Here is a 14,770-nt window from a genome sequence, read left to right as displayed (position 1 = left end):
GACGAGTAAAATGAGATAAGAAGAGCAAAGCTTGGAGGAATTCTAGATGGAAATTTTAACGATTATTTTAATCGTCTTGCTCATTTATGTTGTTTTTAAAGTGGCATATGTAGCATTAAAGATACTCGCGATCCTATTAATTATCTTTTTAATCGTAGAGTTCGGCAGTAAGTTGCTTGGTGGATAGGGTATGTTGTGCGTTTTGAGTGTCGAAGGTTGTCGGTAAATCGATATCTTGTGTCGAACCGTCGATATAATGAAAAAATCGTTGATATAAGTGGAGAAACGATCGATATATTTGAAAAATCGTTGATATATTTTAGTGAATACGAAGTGGGGTATATGGAAAAGAAGTTGCCGTGAGGGCAACTTCTTTTTATCGTGATGTGGGGTATGCAAACCAACATAAAAAAGCTGGAAGAGTATCTTCCAGCTTAAGAGTTACTTTCAATTTGGCGACCGCTATCTTCTTCATTGTCTTGTAATAGGTTGAATACGTCTGCTAAGCAGAATGCAATGAACCAAGTCCATAGACCGTGGAAGAAAGCTGAGCTTAATTGAAGTGGTAATGTATAGTTTGTCATTGAGTAGGAAATACATCCACCAACGATTCCGATCATTGTTAATAACATTGTTTTTTGAGCGTTTTCTTCTGGATTGAAGAGGAAGTAAATGTATCCGCCTAAAATTGAAGCGCTTACAAGTGTTTCGATTCCATTAAAGATGATATTCTCTCCAAGCTGAGTGTTTGTCCAGAAGCAGATTGTTCCGCCGATAATAGCAAACAGGACAGCTATTGTATAGCGTATATATTGATTCATATGTTCATCTCCTTATGTAATAAGATGATTTGGAAGTCAAAAAGGTAGGTATAGTATATTGAAGTGAGTTTTAATTGTACGTATCTTTTTATAAAAAGATCATTGAAGAGTAACTAAGATGATCGGTTGTTTAAACCGTTACGTGTATGGTGTCTGAAATATACCCGACTGCTCGTTTCTTTTTGCTTGTAAAATAAGAGAAACTTCCAAGTCTATATACTCTTTTTTTGTGAGTCTGCTTTCATTATAACACATTTAGGGACATAATAATAGAATTATCTGATTTTGTAATAAGTGTAAAAAATAAAAAGCGCAAGGAAATACCATTAACGGTGCAGTTTAGTGGAAGAAGGATTTTAATTTATTATGATGAAATATGTAATCAAGGTGAGATCTAAGAATGAGGCCTAAATACTATAAAAAATGTTTTATAGCATGAATGTAAGGGAGGAGAGCTAACTTGGAGTTCACAACAGAAAGATTAATAATTAGACCTTTTAAGAGTACTGATTTACAGGATGTATTTGCTATTTATAATAGTGATGATACATGTAAGTTCCTATTACATAATAAGTGGACTCATGAAGACATGCAAAAAAGATTTAATAAGAAGCTAGCAAATCATGTACTTACTAAAGAAACAATATTAAGTTTGGCAGTTATATACAAAAATAAAGTAGTTGGTGATTTATCCGTATGGTACACAAATATGAAAGACACTGTTGAGATTGGTTATAGTTTTTCAAATGAAGTAGCTGGGAGAGGTTTGGCGACAGAAGCAGTAAGTAGTTTGGTATTGAAATTATTTAATGAATTCAATGTACATCGTATACAGGCTAATCTTGATGCACGTAATACAGCTTCACAAAAATTGTGTGAACGAATAGGCATGAGAAAGGAAGCCCATTTCATACAAGATTTTTGGAATAAAGATGAATGGACAGACAGTATTGTATATGGAATGCTATCCTCCGATTTGTAGTAATAAACTTAGTGATTTTATTATGCTAAAAGGTACGTTAGTTGAATAACAAAGGGCATAACATATTATATATGACTAATATGTTATGCCCTTTAATTTATTAACCTTTTTATATGCGTTTGAAACGGCCGACAATTTCAACTGTTTCAGTAATGTTCATAAATGCTTTGTTATCCACTTGACGGATAATACGTTTCATTTCGCCTAACTCATAGCGAGTCACGACAGTGTAAATCATTTTTTTCTTATGGTTTGTATAGCCGCCGACAGCGTCTACCATTGTCACCCCGCGTATGCCGTGATGTAGTAGTGCGCTTTTTATTTCCTCGCCTTTTTCTGTAATAGTCATTATCGTTAATTTAATATGTTTCGTATGCACAGCATCGATAACTTTGCTGACTACAAATCGACTAATTAACGTATAAAGTGTAATATCCCATCCGAAAATAAAACCTGCTGCTACAAGTAAGATTAAGTTGAATACAAATATGATTGCTCCAATTGAAACATCTCGATATTTCGCTACAATCAATCCAACAACATCAAAACCACCTGTTGAAGAAGCAAATCGGAATATAATTCCTGAAGCTGCTCCGCAGATAACACCACCGAATACAGAAGAAAGTAAAATATCGTCTGAAACTTGGTGTACCGGGATAATGTTCATCGCTAACGATGACACAGCTACAAAGTAAGCTGTTAAAAAGGTTGTCTTCTTGCCTAAGTAAAAGTGACTTAAAATAAGAAGAGGAATGTTTAGTAAAAAGATAAGTGCACCGATATTGTAGTGCATTAAATAACCGATAATCATCCCTACACCAGCGAATCCACCGCTAATCATATTATGCGGGATAAAAAACATATTCATAGAAATTGCATACAAAATAGAAGCTATAAAAATAACAACCAACTGTATCATAAATTCTAAGTGAAATGTTTTAGCTGCTGGGAAGGATAAAAAGGCGGTGTCGGGAACGTAATCGGCGTCTCCTAGTTGACCCATAGTATGTTTCATCTCCATATTCATTTTTGATTACAAGAAGAGAATAAAGGTTTTTTCAAAAACTGGCAATAGTTTTATTATAATGCAAAAATTTTATAAATTTCTAATAAATCAAGCCTATTCATTGATGTGTGTGAATATACTAAAGAAAGCGAATACAACGTTTCTTAATTATTGTTTTCTTGAGAAAATATGCAAAATACTTTTTTTGAAAATAAAAGGAAATAGAGAATATTTGCCCGATGTGCTAAAATGACCTTATTAAGGATGTGAAGCGATGGAATTTTTATTGCAGGATGCAATTCTATATATATCGTTTGTAACGACGGCACTTTGTTTATTAGAAGTTTTCTTCCTTGCTAATGTTTCTCGCTTTGTGCGTCAACAAGCATCAAGCGGTAGACAAAGAGCTTTTGCGTTAGTTGATACATGTGAAGATAGTGCGGGAAATGTACCGCTATTTTCTATTTTTTATAAATATGGAATGATTCGTTCTGTACGCAGACAAGAATCAAGTGAAGAGAATGACGAGGTCGGTCCGTATACGCCAATGTTTCGCTAAATAATTACGAAACATTGGAGGAATGAACATGTTAAAATCATACCGAGCTGTGCTCGTTAGTTTATCATTATTATTTGTTTTTGTTTTATCTGGTTGCAGTAATGCGGCCCCAATTGATGCACATAGTACTGGGATTTGGGATCATTATTTTGTATATCCAATCTCGTTTATGATTCAATTTGTTGCTCATCATATACCTGGAGCTAGCTTTGGGATTGCTATCATTATTATGACGCTCGTTATTCGTTCAGCGATGATTCCATTAGCTGTTTCGCAATATCGCAGCCAAGCGAAAATGAAGAAAATGCAACCTGAATTGCAGAAGCTAAAGAAAAAGTACGGTGATGTAAGCAAAGACCTTGAAAAACAAAAGCAGTATCAAAAAGAAATGTCAGAACTAATGAAATCAGGCGGTTGGAATCCACTTGCTGGTTGCTGGCCAATTTTTATACAAATGCCGATTTTCTCTGCTTTGTATTATGCGATTAGCAGAACTGAAGAGATTCGCACATCTTCGTTTTTATGGGTGAACCTAGGACATGCAGATCCATATCATATATTACCGATTATTGCAGCGTTAACGACATTTATTCAGATGAAAGTTTTCCAATCGAATATTACACCTGGAGAACAAGTACAGATGCTGAAAATGCAGCAAATTATGATGCCAGCAATGATTCTATTTATGGGGTTTGCGGCGCCATCAGGACTTGTGTTGTATTGGATAACAGGTAACTTATTTACAATGACACAAACAATTGTATTAAGAAAAATAATGGAACGTGAAGAATTACAATTACAAAAGGCTTAGAGAAACACCGCTCATTACGAGCGGTGTTTTTTTTGTTAAGTCGTTAAGGAAATGTTAAGAAACCGACATTACTATAGGCATTGTATACGAAAGTGTACATGCATTAGAAATATGAAGGAGGAAATTTCCTATGAAGAAGAAAACAGTTGGGTATTTAGCGATTGCAGGTGCGTTATCATTCGGAATTATTGGAGGAGTCGGCATTCCGGCATTCGCGGCAACGAATACTCCAGCAGTGGATCAGCCTGCAAAAACGGCGAAAAAGGATTTGGATGACGCTACAAAACAAAAAGTAAAAACAATTATGGATGATACAAAGAAACAGTTAGAGGAACTAGGTGTAAAGCTTCCAGAAAAAGAAAAACGTAAAGAAATGTTTGCGGGATTAGATGAACAGGCGAAAGAAAAAGCGAAGTCAATTTTAGAGCAAGAGAAGTCTGGTAAATTAACACGAGAACAAGCAAAAGAAGAATTAACAAAATTAGGCGTGAAGTTCCCGGAAAAGGGTAAGCGCAAAGAAATGTTTGCGGGATTAGATGAACAGGCGAAAGAAAAAGCGAAATCCATTTTAGAGCAAGAAAAGTCCGGGAAATTAACACGAGAACAAGCAAAAGAGGAATTAACAAAGCTAGGTGTGAAAATGCCGGAGAAAGGTAAGCGTGGAGATATGTTTGCTAACTTAGATGAACAGACAAAAGAGAAAGCAAAGTCAATTTTAGAGCAAAAGAAATCCGGAAAATTAACGCATGAGCAAGCAAAAGAAGAATTAACAAAATTAGGCGTGAAACTTCCAGAGAAAGAGAAGCATGAAGACATCTTTGCTGGATTAGATGAAGCAACAAAAACAAAAGCAAAAGCGATTTTAGACAACGAAAAGAAACAATTAGAGGCATTGAATGTTGATTTACCGCACCATAAGTTTTTTATGAAAAAAGAAGATAAATAATTGATTTATGTATCTTTCGTGTGGGCAACCGGAAGGTACGTGCGAGGACCGATTTCTGTCAGCAGAAATCGGTCCCTTTTAATGATTCAATAAAATTCTTTTCATTGTTAGTATGTATCCGAAGATGCAGTAGAAGATTGCAAAACTGATAAACACTTCCGTATATTGATATTTACCCAATACGTAGAAGGAAACAGCTGGTATAATAGCTACCGCTAAAATGCTATAACCAGGATACTTGTGCCGATGCATGATAGCGAATAGAATAGAGAGAAACGTAGCAATGATACAAAAGACAGCAATCATTATTGGTGCACCTCCTAAACGGATTATACCATTTTTAGGGAAATGGAGAAGTGTCGTACCTTCTGTTATAATATAAGAAGAGAAATATTTCCTATGTTATATAAAAAATATATTGATTTTTTCTAACAATTCAATATAATGAACAATAACTACAAAATTCGACATCAAGAAGTGATGATGAGGACACGATCAATTTTTTACGATTTTCAGAGAGGGAAGCCTTTGGCTGTGAGCTTCCTAATACGGAAAAATGGATTACCACCTCTGAACTGCAGCAGTGAACGAGCATCTAGTAATTGCTTGCCGGCAAAAACCGTTATTTAGACTTGAGAAATTGGTGAAGTGTGTTACTTTACGAATTGAAACAAGGGTGGAACCACGAATACAACACTCGTCCCTTTTTTAGGGAGGAGTGTTTTTTTATTTCATTTTTGCATCACACTAGGATTGGAAGGAGGATACGCAGCATGCATCATGATGAGAAGAACAAAATTGGTTTAACAGTAGCACTTTCTATCGTAGTAGGAACGATTATTGGATCTGGTGTGTTTATGAAACCAGGGAGCGTATTAGATTACTCGGGGAGTTCTAATATGGCCATTCTTGCTTGGGTAATTGGTGGTCTGTTGACGCTAGCAAGTGGTTTAACAGTAGCTGAAATTGGAGCGCAAATCCCGAAAAATGGTGGGTTGTATACGTATTTAGAGGAGATTTACGGAAGTTTTTGGGGATATTTATCAGGTTGGATGCAAACAATTGTTTATGGACCTGCTATTATCGGAACATTAGGTTTATACTTTAGTTCTTTAATGATTAATTTTTTCTATTTAGATAAAGTGTGGAATTTACCAATCGCAATTGGAACGGTTGTGTTCCTTGGCGTTGTAAATAGTATGGGAACAAAATACGGAGGTATCGTTCAAACAATCACGACAATTGGGAAGATGATTCCGATTGTGTTAATTGTTGTGCTAGGTTTCTGGAAAGGGAATAGCGATATCTTTAACGTAGTTGTGCCAATATCGGAAAATCAAAGTATCGGTATGGCAATTTTAGCAACGTTATTTGCTTATGACGGCTGGATTTTACTTGCTTCGATTGGTGGAGAAATGAAGAATCCAACAAAGTTATTACCGAAAGCAATGACAGTAGGGATTTTAATCGTAACGGCTGCTTACGTATTAATTAACTTGGCGTTATTAAATGTATTACCAGCAGCGAAAATTGTAGACCTTGGAGAAAATGCAACAGCGACAGCTGCGGGCATGTTACTTGGAGAATATGGCGGAAAAATTATTAGTATCGGTATTATCGTTTCCATTTTCGGCTGTTTAAATGGAAAGATTTTAACGTTCCCACGTATCCCAATGTCTATGGCAGAGCGTGGACAACTTCCATTTTCTAAGTTTATTGCAAAGGAAAGTCCGAGATTTAAAACACCAGCAAATGCGATTACTGTTGAAATCATTTTAGGAATTATTTTAATGATTATTAGTGATCCAAATAAGCTATCTGAGATTTCCGTATTCATTATTTATATTTTCTATGTAATGACGTTTATTGGTGTCTTCATTTTAAGAAAACGTAATAAGAATAAAGAGCGTGCATATAGTGTGCCGTTATTCCCAATCGTACCAATCGTAGCGATTTTAGGTTCGCTCTTTGTAATTGGTAGTGCAATTATCAATGATCCGGTAAGTTGTTTCTTATCAATTGGAATTGTCTTTACGGGACTTCCGGTGTATTGGTATTTAAATAAGAAGAAAGAAACAGAATGATGGAAGGGTAGGCGTATAATACGCCTACCTTTTTTACTGTAAAAAAATTATACTTGCGTCCACTTTCTGTTTTGGTTACTATAGTCGTAGTAACCAAAAAAGAAAGCGTGGGGAAAGACTTGAATTTTCGTGTTTATATTTTAGCTATCGCGGCTTTCGTAGTCGGAACGGTTGAGTTAATTATAGGAGGAACGCTCGATTTAGTTGCCAATGATTTAGGAGTATCTATTAGCGCAGCTGGTCAGCTTATAACAATATTTTCGGTAGTATTTGCTTTGTCAGGTCCAGTTTTATTAGCTGTGACAGGGAAGTTTGAAAGAAAAACATTGTATGTTGGAGCATTATCGATTTTCTTAATCGGAAATATTATTTCGGCATTTAGTGTGAATTACGGAATGCTAATGTTCTCAAGGGTTATTTGTGCGGCGAGTGGTTCATTAATTATTGCACTATCGGTAACACTTGCTTCTAGTGTAGTAGAACCGCATTTTCGTGCGCGTGCAATTGGAATCATTTTTATGGGAATTAGTGGGTCACTCGTACTTGGAGTACCGCTCGGTCTTGTACTCGGAAATGCATACGGATGGCGTGCACCATTTGTATTAATTTCTGTATTAACAGTTATGGCAATAGCTTGTATTTCATTGTTCTTAACGAAAGTACCACCGACATCGGTATTATCAATAAAAGAACAACTTGCTACTTTAAAAGATAAAAAAATTGTAAGTGCACAGTTAACATCATTTTTGTTTTTAACGGGGCATTTAACATTGTATGCATATTTAACACCGTTTTTAAAAGATGTCATGCATGTTGAAGCAAACTGGATTAGTGTGTTTTACTTTATTTTCGGAATCGCAGCAGTAATCGGCGGCGGATTCGGTGGCTGGCTTGCTGATAAATGGGGATCGAAGAAAAGTATTATCTCGATTATTATCGTATTTGCATGTGCAATCTTCATACTGCCAATAATGACATTCTCATTCCCGCTCTTCATCATTATGATGGGACTTTGGAGTATGCTGAGCTGGGCGATTTCACCAGCACAGCAAAATTATTTAATTGAAATTGCACCGGAATCAGCTGGTATTCAGCAAGGTTTAAATAACTCTGCGCTTCATTTAGGAATTGCACTCGGTTCAACAGTAGGCGGAGTTGTTATTGAAAAATCATCTGTTATATATAATGCTTGGGTAGGCGGTGGCTTTATTATATTAGCACTGCTTTGCGCGATTTTCTCAATTACGAGAGGACGCTCTACTCAGTTCGTGAAAGAAGAATCTATCGTTTGATAGGTTCTTTTTTTGTTTGTAAAAAATTGCAGGTTTTAGTAGGTAAATGGAGAAAAGGGTATATAGCGAGGTGATAGTATATGGATTATTCAATTATTGGTTTTATATTCACAGTATTGCCGTTATTTGTAGTTATCATTGTTTTTAGATGGATTCGTTTCATCTATCAAAATTCAGAGAAACAGGTAGAGCAAAATGAGAAAATCATTGAGCTGTTGATGGAGATAAAGGAACAAAATAAAAAGGAGTCTAAGTGAAAAACTAGACTCCTTTTTATTATTTAATTAGTACCGCAATTTCATCAACAAACTCTTAATTTCCTCATCTTCCATAAAGAGATCGTGGTGCTTCTGGGTAATCTTTGCAAGTGCAACGTCGTGATAGAAAAATTCTGTAAAGAACTTTACGAAAGGTTGTGACATTGTTTTCATCGCTTGCCATGACTCTTGTTCTACGCCAGCAAATAAAATTTCACGATCGTCAACGATGAGTAGCAAGTAGCGCTCTAATGCATTAGGTTCTTCAGCTGGGATTAGAAAATGCATGTTTTCTAAGTCTGTTTCTACTTCTCCAACAATAAGGGACTCAATTTGAACACCTTGTTTTGCTTTTTGTTCTAGTAAAGGAAGATATTCTAAAAGAGTATCATTCCAAGCGGAAATACGGATTGATTCTTTTGCACTTTCAATGAGTTCTTTACTTTGAACTCGAATAGAAGATTGCATCTTTAAGCTCCACACACGGTCATCTGTAAATGATTTTTTTGATATATTTGTTTCCAGTTCTTTAATATTTGATTGGAATTCTGTCGTTAATTTTTCAATTGCTAGCTTTAGTGGTAATGCTGTATACAATTTTTTCTTTTCTGAAACAGAATCCATTACCATTCCTTTATCGATTAGGCGTGCTAGCACTTCATATATTTTTGCTTTTGGAACACCTGAATGCTTCACAATTGTTGTAGCATCTAATGGTTCATTGCTTGATACGACAACTTCATAAGCCTGGCTTTCATATTGTGAGAAACCGAATTTTTGTAACATAGTTCCCTCCGAACGAATGAGATTATATTTTAAGGATAATGAACTATTTGTTTTTGCACAAGTGGTAGTCCGTTTTCTAATTGTATTAAGGTGAGAATTAATTTCAATTTTTTAATTTTATCTATTATACTTAATATAGTGATTAATAAGATTTTAATTTAATGCGAAGGGGATGCTGGGGGGAAGATGTTAAAAAGTTTACGTTTAAAAATTGCGGTAGTGTTTTCAGTACTTATTTCTATGATGTTCGTAATATTGGGTACAGCTGTGTATCAATTACAGAAAGAAAAGGAAGTGCGTTCCTTAGACGAGTATTCTCAAAATGCGATGGATCTTGTGACAGAGCAACTTACGACATTTGTTCAAAGAACGGATGAAGATATGGGGTATTACGCGAACAGTGAGATGATTCGTAATATACTTCAAGGTGGGGTTACTCCAGAAGAGGAAGCGTTTTTAACGAAAGAGTTTGCGGAGTATAAAAAGAATCATCCTGGTATTTTAGATTTATATATTGGTACGAAAGATAAAAAAACATTAAGTGCCAATCTTGCTGAAGGTGGGCAAGTGCCAGAAGGATATGACCCAACGACAAGATCATGGTATAAAGATTCAGAGGCTGATGTAAAAAAGGTCCATTGGGGACAACCTTCTTATGAAATTGCAACAGGAAAGTTAAGTGTAGGTGTTTCTAAAGCAATTACAGCTCAAGATGGATCTGTATTAGGCGTTGTTGCGATGGATGTATCGCTTGGTACGATTCAGAAGTTGCTTCACAATATTCAATACAATAATGACGGAGAAATGTTTATTATAAATGATAAAAATATGGCTCTTGTTTATCCAGAAAAGATAGGGAAAGATGTTTCTAAAGAGCCACTTATACAGAGCTTAAATAAAGAGGTAACAAAATATGCGGTCACTACAATAAAAGGTGAAGATGTAGTTGTTTATAGTCAATCATTTGACACGATGAAATGGACGATAGGAATCTTTTATCCGAAAGAAACGATCGATGGGCTATTAAATAGTACGAGAAATACAGTTATTATAATGGCATGTATTAGTTTATTAGTTGGAATCGTAGCTTCCTACTTGTTCTCAAGAAGATTAGCAAGACCACTGCAACTATTAAAGAATCACGTGCAAAAAGTAGCAGAAGGCGATTTAACGCTGCGAATGAAAGTGACAAGTAAAGATGAAGTTGGAGAGTTGACTAAGCACTTTAATGATATGGTTGAACAAATGAATGAAATGGTAAGTAAAATTAAAAACAGTGTATCAACGGTGCAACAATCAACGAATAGTTTACATTATTTAACGAACGAAACAGTAGCGGCTAGTAGAGAAGTTTCAGGAGCGATGGATGATGTGAGCGGAGGAGCTTCTACTCTTGCGAATAGTGTGGATGAAGTTTCAGCTCAGCTCGAGAATATGGCGGAGTCAGTAGAACAAATGAATAGCTCCGTTGGTGAAATAAAAGGAGTGGCTGGCAAAGCGGAAGAGGCATCTAAGCAAGGATTAAATACAATGAGGAATTTAATCCGTACGAGGGGACAATCATCTTCGATTGTTGTTCATACAGAAGAAGCATCGGATAAGTTAGAACAAAGAGTTGGATCGATTCAAAATGTTGTTGAGCTTATAAAAGGTATTTCGGATCAAACAAATTTACTTGCTTTAAATGCATCGATTGAAGCTGCCCGTGCAGGTGAGCAAGGTAAGGGATTTGCGGTTGTTGCTGAAGAGGTTCGGAAATTAGCGGAACAATCAAAAGAGGCAACCGGAGAAATCACAATGATGATTGGTGATGTACAATTAGAAGTAAAAAGGGTTGTAGAAGTTGTAAGTAAATTGAAAGACATTGCAGATGTGCAAAATAAAGTGACGACAGAGGCGGAAATGGAGTTCCGTACAATTATGTCAGTTGTAAATACGATTAGTACTTCAGTTGAAAAAATTGTAGAAGAGGTACATAACATAGGTTATGAGCAAGGGGAAATTACAGCGGTAATGCATACAATTGCTGGTACGAGTCAAGAAAGTGCAGCTGTTTCTGAAGAGGTACATGCTGCAACGGAATCACAGGTGAATCATTTAGAAAAGGTAGCTCACACGATGGAAAGTTTGACAGAACATATGAGAGATTTAGAAAGATTAGTCGAGCAGTTTAAAGTGGAAGAGTAACATATTAGTAAAATGATGAGGATTTCGGTAAAATAGACAATGGATATATAAGAAACGATTATAGGAGGAAGACTACTATGGCAATTGTTGATGTATCGATTATTCCAGTAGGAACAGGTAATCCAAGTGTTAGTGAATATGTAGCAGAAGTACAAAAGGTGCTAGAGAAAAATGCGGATCGCGTGAAGTATCAATTAACACCGATGAATACAATTATTGAAGGAGATCTTCCTGTCATTCTAGAAGTAATACAACAAATGCATGAAGTTCCATATACGAAAGGTGCACAGCGTGTTGCAACAACTATTCGTATTGATGATCGTCGTGATAAAGTAAGCACAATGGAGAAAAAATTAAACTCTGTTCGATCAAAATTATAAGAAAAAGCAGCGATCTTCGCTGCTTTTTTCATATAGGAGGTAAATAAGATGAGTGAAAAGTTTAATGAACAATTTGACGGGTTGTTAGAGAAATACACGGAATTATTACTTGGAGAGAGCAATGAAGAGAGAAAAGAACAGGTACAGAAGTGGGCACTGTATTCTTACATAGCTAAGACGATGCCAGCTTTAGTAAAGCATTGGAATGAAACTTATCCAGATGCGAAAGAAGAGATGGTACAGTTAATTACAGATATTAAAAGGCTGAATGAAGAGAAGCGAAATGAGCAATAAAAAAACTTGAGGTAAATATAATCGCAAGTTTTCTGTATTAATATCCTTATATAATTTACATGGAATATAAAGGATTTTATAGGCATGTCGAATATTTTCGACATGCCTATTTTATGCCTATTAAACTCCATTTTTCTAAATGTCGAAAAATATTTCAGGTATATTTATAAGCAGAAATATAGGTTTTTAAATGTTTTTATAGTATTTTATAAATTATCTAAATAATTATTTGTATCCAATAATTTTAAACAATGATATAATTTTGAAGAGGGGTAAAAAACAGATAAATTACAGTCATAGGGGTGAATTACATGGAACAATTAATGCGAAATTCGTTTCTTTTCTTATCTAAAAATAAAGCGCTAACAAAACTGGCTAAAAAGTACGGTTTACGCTTTGGTGCAGGTCGCTTCGTCGCAGGGGAGACGATTGAATTAGCGACAGCTGCCATTCAACAATTAAATAAGCAAGGTCTTTGTGTAACAATCGATTATTTAGGTGAATTCGTTGATAATGAAGCGGAAGCAAATGAAATGGCTAACCAATCGATTGAAGCGATCCGTGCAATTGGAAGAGAAGGTCTTGATTCACAGCTTTCTTTAAAGATGACTTCTATGGGATTAGATATCTCTGATGAAATCGTAATGAACAATATGCGCCGTATTTTAGAAGCTGCAAAAGAAAATGGTGTGTTCGTTACAATTGATATGGAAGATTATACACGCTGCGGAAAGACAATTGATATCTTTAAACAGTTAAAATCTGAGTACGATAATATTGGTACTGTTATTCAAGCTTACCTATATCGTACAGAAAAAGATATTGAGGATTTAAATGCTTATAAACCTAATTTACGTCTTGTAAAAGGAGCTTATAAAGAACCTGAAGAAGTGGCGTTCCCGGACAAGAAAGATGTAGATGACAATTATAAAAAGATTATTAAAATGCACTTATTAAATGGAAATTATACTGCAATTGCTTCACATGACGAAGCGATTATTGAATATACAAAAAAACTTGCTGAAGAACACAACATTCCAAGGGATCAATTTGAATTCCAAATGTTATATGGTATTCGTAATGAGCGTCAACTTGAGCTAGTAAAAGAAGGCTACAAAATGCGTGTTTACGTACCTTATGGAAACGACTGGTATGGATATTTCATGCGTCGTCTAGCAGAGCGTCCAGCAAACGTTGCGTTCGTATTAAAAGGTATGGTTAAAAAATAACCAAGGAGAAAATACTCCTTGGTTATTTTAATTGCTGAAATGCATAATGTGCCATTTTCTTCGTATCAGGATATAGTTGCGCGCGAGTAGAAGATAATACGACGTTAATGACGCGTTTACCGTCTTTTTCATCCACTGTTACGACTGTATATTTGCCTAGTGCTGATAGACCGCTTTTACTTCCAATCGCATATGGATCGTCATATAGTTCTTCTCGTCCGTAGTTTGCGATGTTTGGAGAGCGTTCTGAAGTATGTAGAGTTGTACGTGTTGAATTCATATATTCTAAAACAACTGGATACTTTAATGCTTCTTTCGTAATAATAGCAATGTCATATGGCGATACTTTATTTCCAAGTGCATCAGCACCACTTGCGTTCTTGAAAGTCGCATGCTTTGTACCGAGTTCCTTCGCTCTAGCATTCATCATTTTTACAAATTCATTTTTTGATCCTGCAATATGTTCTGCGATGGATTCAGCTATTGGATCTGCACTAATGATAAGCATCAGTTTTAATGCCTCATCACGTTTTAACTTTTCCCCAGCACGAAGTTTAATTTTCTTACTTTGACTTTCTGTTTTAATTGCGTTTTCTGTAACTGTAATTTCTTCATCCTCTTTTACATTCTCTAGTAAAAGAAGGGTTGTCATCATTTTGGCTATACTAGCCGGATAAGAGCGTTCGTCTTCGCGTTTTCCATACAAAACTTCACCTGTGTCTGCATCGATTGTAACTCCATATTGCCCAGTAATATTAGGTTGATCAGCTCTTACAGCTTGTTGCCTTTGTGCATAAGAGAAGAAAATCATCCCTGTAAATAGTGTGGCAATCATTACAATCATAACTATTGTTCGTTTCATTATAATTCCCTCATTTGTTACAAATAAATTGGGCAGAAAAAGCAGCCATTAATCATTATGCCACGTTCTCTGCCCAAAAATATAGCGTTATTTTTCGCCCATATTATGCTTTTTATATTGTTGGTTATTACCTTGACGTCCTTTTTCCACGCCGTGGTTATGCGGACCTGCGTTTCCAGTTACACTAGCTGCACTAATTCCAGCCTTTGAAGGGTTCTTCTTAAGTTTTGCCATATATATTCCTCCAGTTTCGTCAGATTATAAAAAGGGAAAG

18 protein-coding genes and 1 other annotated feature are annotated in these 14,770 nt (G+C 35.6%); of the genes, 12 read left to right on the top strand and 6 right to left on the bottom strand.

Annotation, left to right across the window (positions count from 1 at the left end):
* Positions 1–46: 46 nt before the first annotated feature.
* Positions 47–187, top strand: a complete 141-nt coding sequence (locus ACZDYH_RS19590) for a DUF3985 family protein (protein WP_000404784.1) — start codon at positions 47–49, stop codon at positions 185–187.
* Positions 188–434: 247 nt separating this feature from the next.
* On the opposite strand, the gene ACZDYH_RS19585 is transcribed toward ACZDYH_RS19590, so the two are convergent.
* The gene (locus ACZDYH_RS19585) at positions 435–821 is read right to left on the bottom strand and encodes a DUF3938 domain-containing protein (protein WP_001077773.1); all 387 of its coding nucleotides are present in this window, start codon (positions 819–821) and stop codon (positions 435–437) included.
* 460 nt (positions 822–1,281) lie between these two features.
* Here ACZDYH_RS19585 and ACZDYH_RS19580 point away from each other — a divergent pair, with 460 nt between their 5' ends.
* Positions 1,282–1,803, top strand: coding sequence for a GNAT family N-acetyltransferase (locus tag ACZDYH_RS19580; RefSeq protein WP_000397302.1), 522 nt, complete (start codon positions 1,282–1,284; stop codon positions 1,801–1,803).
* Between the two features lie 109 nt (positions 1,804–1,912).
* On the opposite strand, the gene ACZDYH_RS19575 is transcribed toward ACZDYH_RS19580, so the two are convergent.
* Entirely contained in the window at positions 1,913–2,806 is an 894-nt protein-coding gene (locus tag ACZDYH_RS19575; RefSeq protein ID WP_000530044.1) for a YitT family protein, read from the bottom strand.
* 277 nt (positions 2,807–3,083) lie between these two features.
* Here ACZDYH_RS19575 and ACZDYH_RS19570 point away from each other — a divergent pair, with 277 nt between their 5' ends.
* From ACZDYH_RS19570 to ACZDYH_RS19560, 3 genes are all read left to right on the top strand, one after another.
* Entirely contained in the window at positions 3,084–3,368 is a 285-nt protein-coding gene (locus ACZDYH_RS19570; RefSeq protein WP_000394930.1) for a hypothetical protein, read from the top strand.
* Between the two features lie 28 nt (positions 3,369–3,396).
* A complete protein-coding gene (yidC, locus tag ACZDYH_RS19565) occupies positions 3,397–4,179 on the top strand; it encodes a membrane protein insertase YidC (protein WP_000920522.1) in 783 nt (260 codons plus the stop codon).
* A gap of 130 nt (positions 4,180–4,309) precedes the next feature.
* Positions 4,310–5,125 (top strand): hypothetical protein, encoded by an 816-nt coding sequence (locus ACZDYH_RS19560; protein WP_166694934.1) that lies wholly within the window; start codon positions 4,310–4,312, stop codon positions 5,123–5,125.
* Between the two features lie 78 nt (positions 5,126–5,203).
* Here the strand turns inward: ACZDYH_RS19560 and ACZDYH_RS19555 are convergent, their stop codons facing one another.
* On the bottom strand, positions 5,204–5,431 hold the full coding sequence (locus tag ACZDYH_RS19555; RefSeq protein WP_025709833.1) for a hypothetical protein: 228 nt from the start codon (positions 5,429–5,431) through the stop codon (positions 5,204–5,206).
* A 165-nt stretch (positions 5,432–5,596) separates the two neighbouring features.
* Positions 5,597–5,833, top strand: a binding site (T-box leader).
* 65 nt (positions 5,834–5,898) lie between these two features.
* On the opposite strand from ACZDYH_RS19555, the gene ACZDYH_RS19550 reads away from it, so the two are divergent.
* The 3 genes from ACZDYH_RS19550 (at position 5,899) to ACZDYH_RS19540 (ending at position 8,758) form a co-directional block, all read left to right on the top strand.
* Positions 5,899–7,209: an APC family permease gene (locus ACZDYH_RS19550; protein ID WP_000546312.1), complete on the top strand. Its 1,311-nt coding sequence runs from the start codon at positions 5,899–5,901 to the stop codon at positions 7,207–7,209.
* Between the two features lie 53 nt (positions 7,210–7,262).
* Positions 7,263–8,501 (top strand): MFS transporter, encoded by a 1,239-nt coding sequence (locus ACZDYH_RS19545; protein WP_166694935.1) that lies wholly within the window; start codon positions 7,263–7,265, stop codon positions 8,499–8,501.
* A gap of 80 nt (positions 8,502–8,581) precedes the next feature.
* Complete coding sequence (locus ACZDYH_RS19540) at positions 8,582–8,758, top strand: hypothetical protein (RefSeq protein WP_000386584.1); 177 nt, start codon at positions 8,582–8,584, stop codon at positions 8,756–8,758.
* Positions 8,759–8,785: 27 nt separating this feature from the next.
* Here ACZDYH_RS19540 and ACZDYH_RS19535 read toward each other — a convergent pair whose 3' ends face one another.
* Positions 8,786–9,544, bottom strand: a complete 759-nt coding sequence (locus ACZDYH_RS19535; protein ID WP_000939479.1) for a TrmB family transcriptional regulator — start codon at positions 9,542–9,544, stop codon at positions 8,786–8,788.
* Positions 9,545–9,730: 186 nt separating this feature from the next.
* Between ACZDYH_RS19535 and ACZDYH_RS19530 the strand changes: the two genes are divergently transcribed.
* The 4 genes from ACZDYH_RS19530 (at position 9,731) to ACZDYH_RS19515 (ending at position 13,634) form a co-directional block, all read left to right on the top strand.
* Entirely contained in the window at positions 9,731–11,731 is a 2,001-nt protein-coding gene (locus ACZDYH_RS19530; protein ID WP_025709836.1) for a methyl-accepting chemotaxis protein, read from the top strand.
* 77 nt (positions 11,732–11,808) lie between these two features.
* The gene (locus ACZDYH_RS19525) at positions 11,809–12,111 is read left to right on the top strand and encodes an MTH1187 family thiamine-binding protein (RefSeq protein ID WP_001018860.1); all 303 of its coding nucleotides are present in this window, start codon (positions 11,809–11,811) and stop codon (positions 12,109–12,111) included.
* Between the two features lie 48 nt (positions 12,112–12,159).
* On the top strand, positions 12,160–12,405 hold the full coding sequence (locus ACZDYH_RS19520) for a YusU family protein (protein ID WP_001290594.1): 246 nt from the start codon (positions 12,160–12,162) through the stop codon (positions 12,403–12,405).
* 311 nt (positions 12,406–12,716) lie between these two features.
* Positions 12,717–13,634, top strand: coding sequence for a proline dehydrogenase family protein (locus tag ACZDYH_RS19515; RefSeq protein ID WP_000436783.1), 918 nt, complete (start codon positions 12,717–12,719; stop codon positions 13,632–13,634).
* A gap of 22 nt (positions 13,635–13,656) precedes the next feature.
* Here ACZDYH_RS19515 and ACZDYH_RS19510 read toward each other — a convergent pair whose 3' ends face one another.
* Entirely contained in the window at positions 13,657–14,496 is an 840-nt protein-coding gene (locus tag ACZDYH_RS19510) for a D-alanyl-D-alanine carboxypeptidase family protein (RefSeq protein ID WP_000831462.1), read from the bottom strand.
* An 87-nt stretch (positions 14,497–14,583) separates the two neighbouring features.
* Positions 14,584–14,730, bottom strand: coding sequence for a YuzL family protein (locus ACZDYH_RS19505; RefSeq protein ID WP_001096344.1), 147 nt, complete (start codon positions 14,728–14,730; stop codon positions 14,584–14,586).
* Positions 14,731–14,770 lie beyond the last annotated feature (40 nt).

Source organism: Bacillus sp. EB V-12 (assembly GCF_056158125.1).
Note: the sequence above shows the minus strand (reverse complement) of the source record. Positions and strands in the feature narration are given on the sequence as shown.

Coding starts and splice junctions, on each gene's coding strand:
- ACZDYH_RS19525 (WP_001018860.1), top strand. CDS start 11,809: ATGGCAATTGTTGATGTATCGATTATTCCAGTAGGAACAGGTAATCCA.
- ACZDYH_RS19530 (WP_025709836.1), top strand. CDS start 9,731: ATGTTAAAAAGTTTACGTTTAAAAATTGCGGTAGTGTTTTCAGTACTT.
- yidC (WP_000920522.1), top strand. CDS start 3,397: ATGTTAAAATCATACCGAGCTGTGCTCGTTAGTTTATCATTATTATTT.
- ACZDYH_RS19555 (WP_025709833.1), bottom strand. CDS start 5,431: ATGATTGCTGTCTTTTGTATCATTGCTACGTTTCTCTCTATTCTATTC.
- ACZDYH_RS19520 (WP_001290594.1), top strand. CDS start 12,160: ATGAGTGAAAAGTTTAATGAACAATTTGACGGGTTGTTAGAGAAATAC.
- ACZDYH_RS19590 (WP_000404784.1), top strand. CDS start 47: ATGGAAATTTTAACGATTATTTTAATCGTCTTGCTCATTTATGTTGTT.
- ACZDYH_RS19550 (WP_000546312.1), top strand. CDS start 5,899: ATGCATCATGATGAGAAGAACAAAATTGGTTTAACAGTAGCACTTTCT.
- ACZDYH_RS19510 (WP_000831462.1), bottom strand. CDS start 14,496: ATGAAACGAACAATAGTTATGATTGTAATGATTGCCACACTATTTACA.
- ACZDYH_RS19540 (WP_000386584.1), top strand. CDS start 8,582: ATGGATTATTCAATTATTGGTTTTATATTCACAGTATTGCCGTTATTT.
- ACZDYH_RS19585 (WP_001077773.1), bottom strand. CDS start 821: ATGAATCAATATATACGCTATACAATAGCTGTCCTGTTTGCTATTATC.
- ACZDYH_RS19535 (WP_000939479.1), bottom strand. CDS start 9,544: ATGTTACAAAAATTCGGTTTCTCACAATATGAAAGCCAGGCTTATGAA.
- ACZDYH_RS19505 (WP_001096344.1), bottom strand. CDS start 14,730: ATGGCAAAACTTAAGAAGAACCCTTCAAAGGCTGGAATTAGTGCAGCT.
- ACZDYH_RS19560 (WP_166694934.1), top strand. CDS start 4,310: ATGAAGAAGAAAACAGTTGGGTATTTAGCGATTGCAGGTGCGTTATCA.
- ACZDYH_RS19515 (WP_000436783.1), top strand. CDS start 12,717: ATGGAACAATTAATGCGAAATTCGTTTCTTTTCTTATCTAAAAATAAA.
- ACZDYH_RS19575 (WP_000530044.1), bottom strand. CDS start 2,806: ATGGGTCAACTAGGAGACGCCGATTACGTTCCCGACACCGCCTTTTTA.
- ACZDYH_RS19570 (WP_000394930.1), top strand. CDS start 3,084: ATGGAATTTTTATTGCAGGATGCAATTCTATATATATCGTTTGTAACG.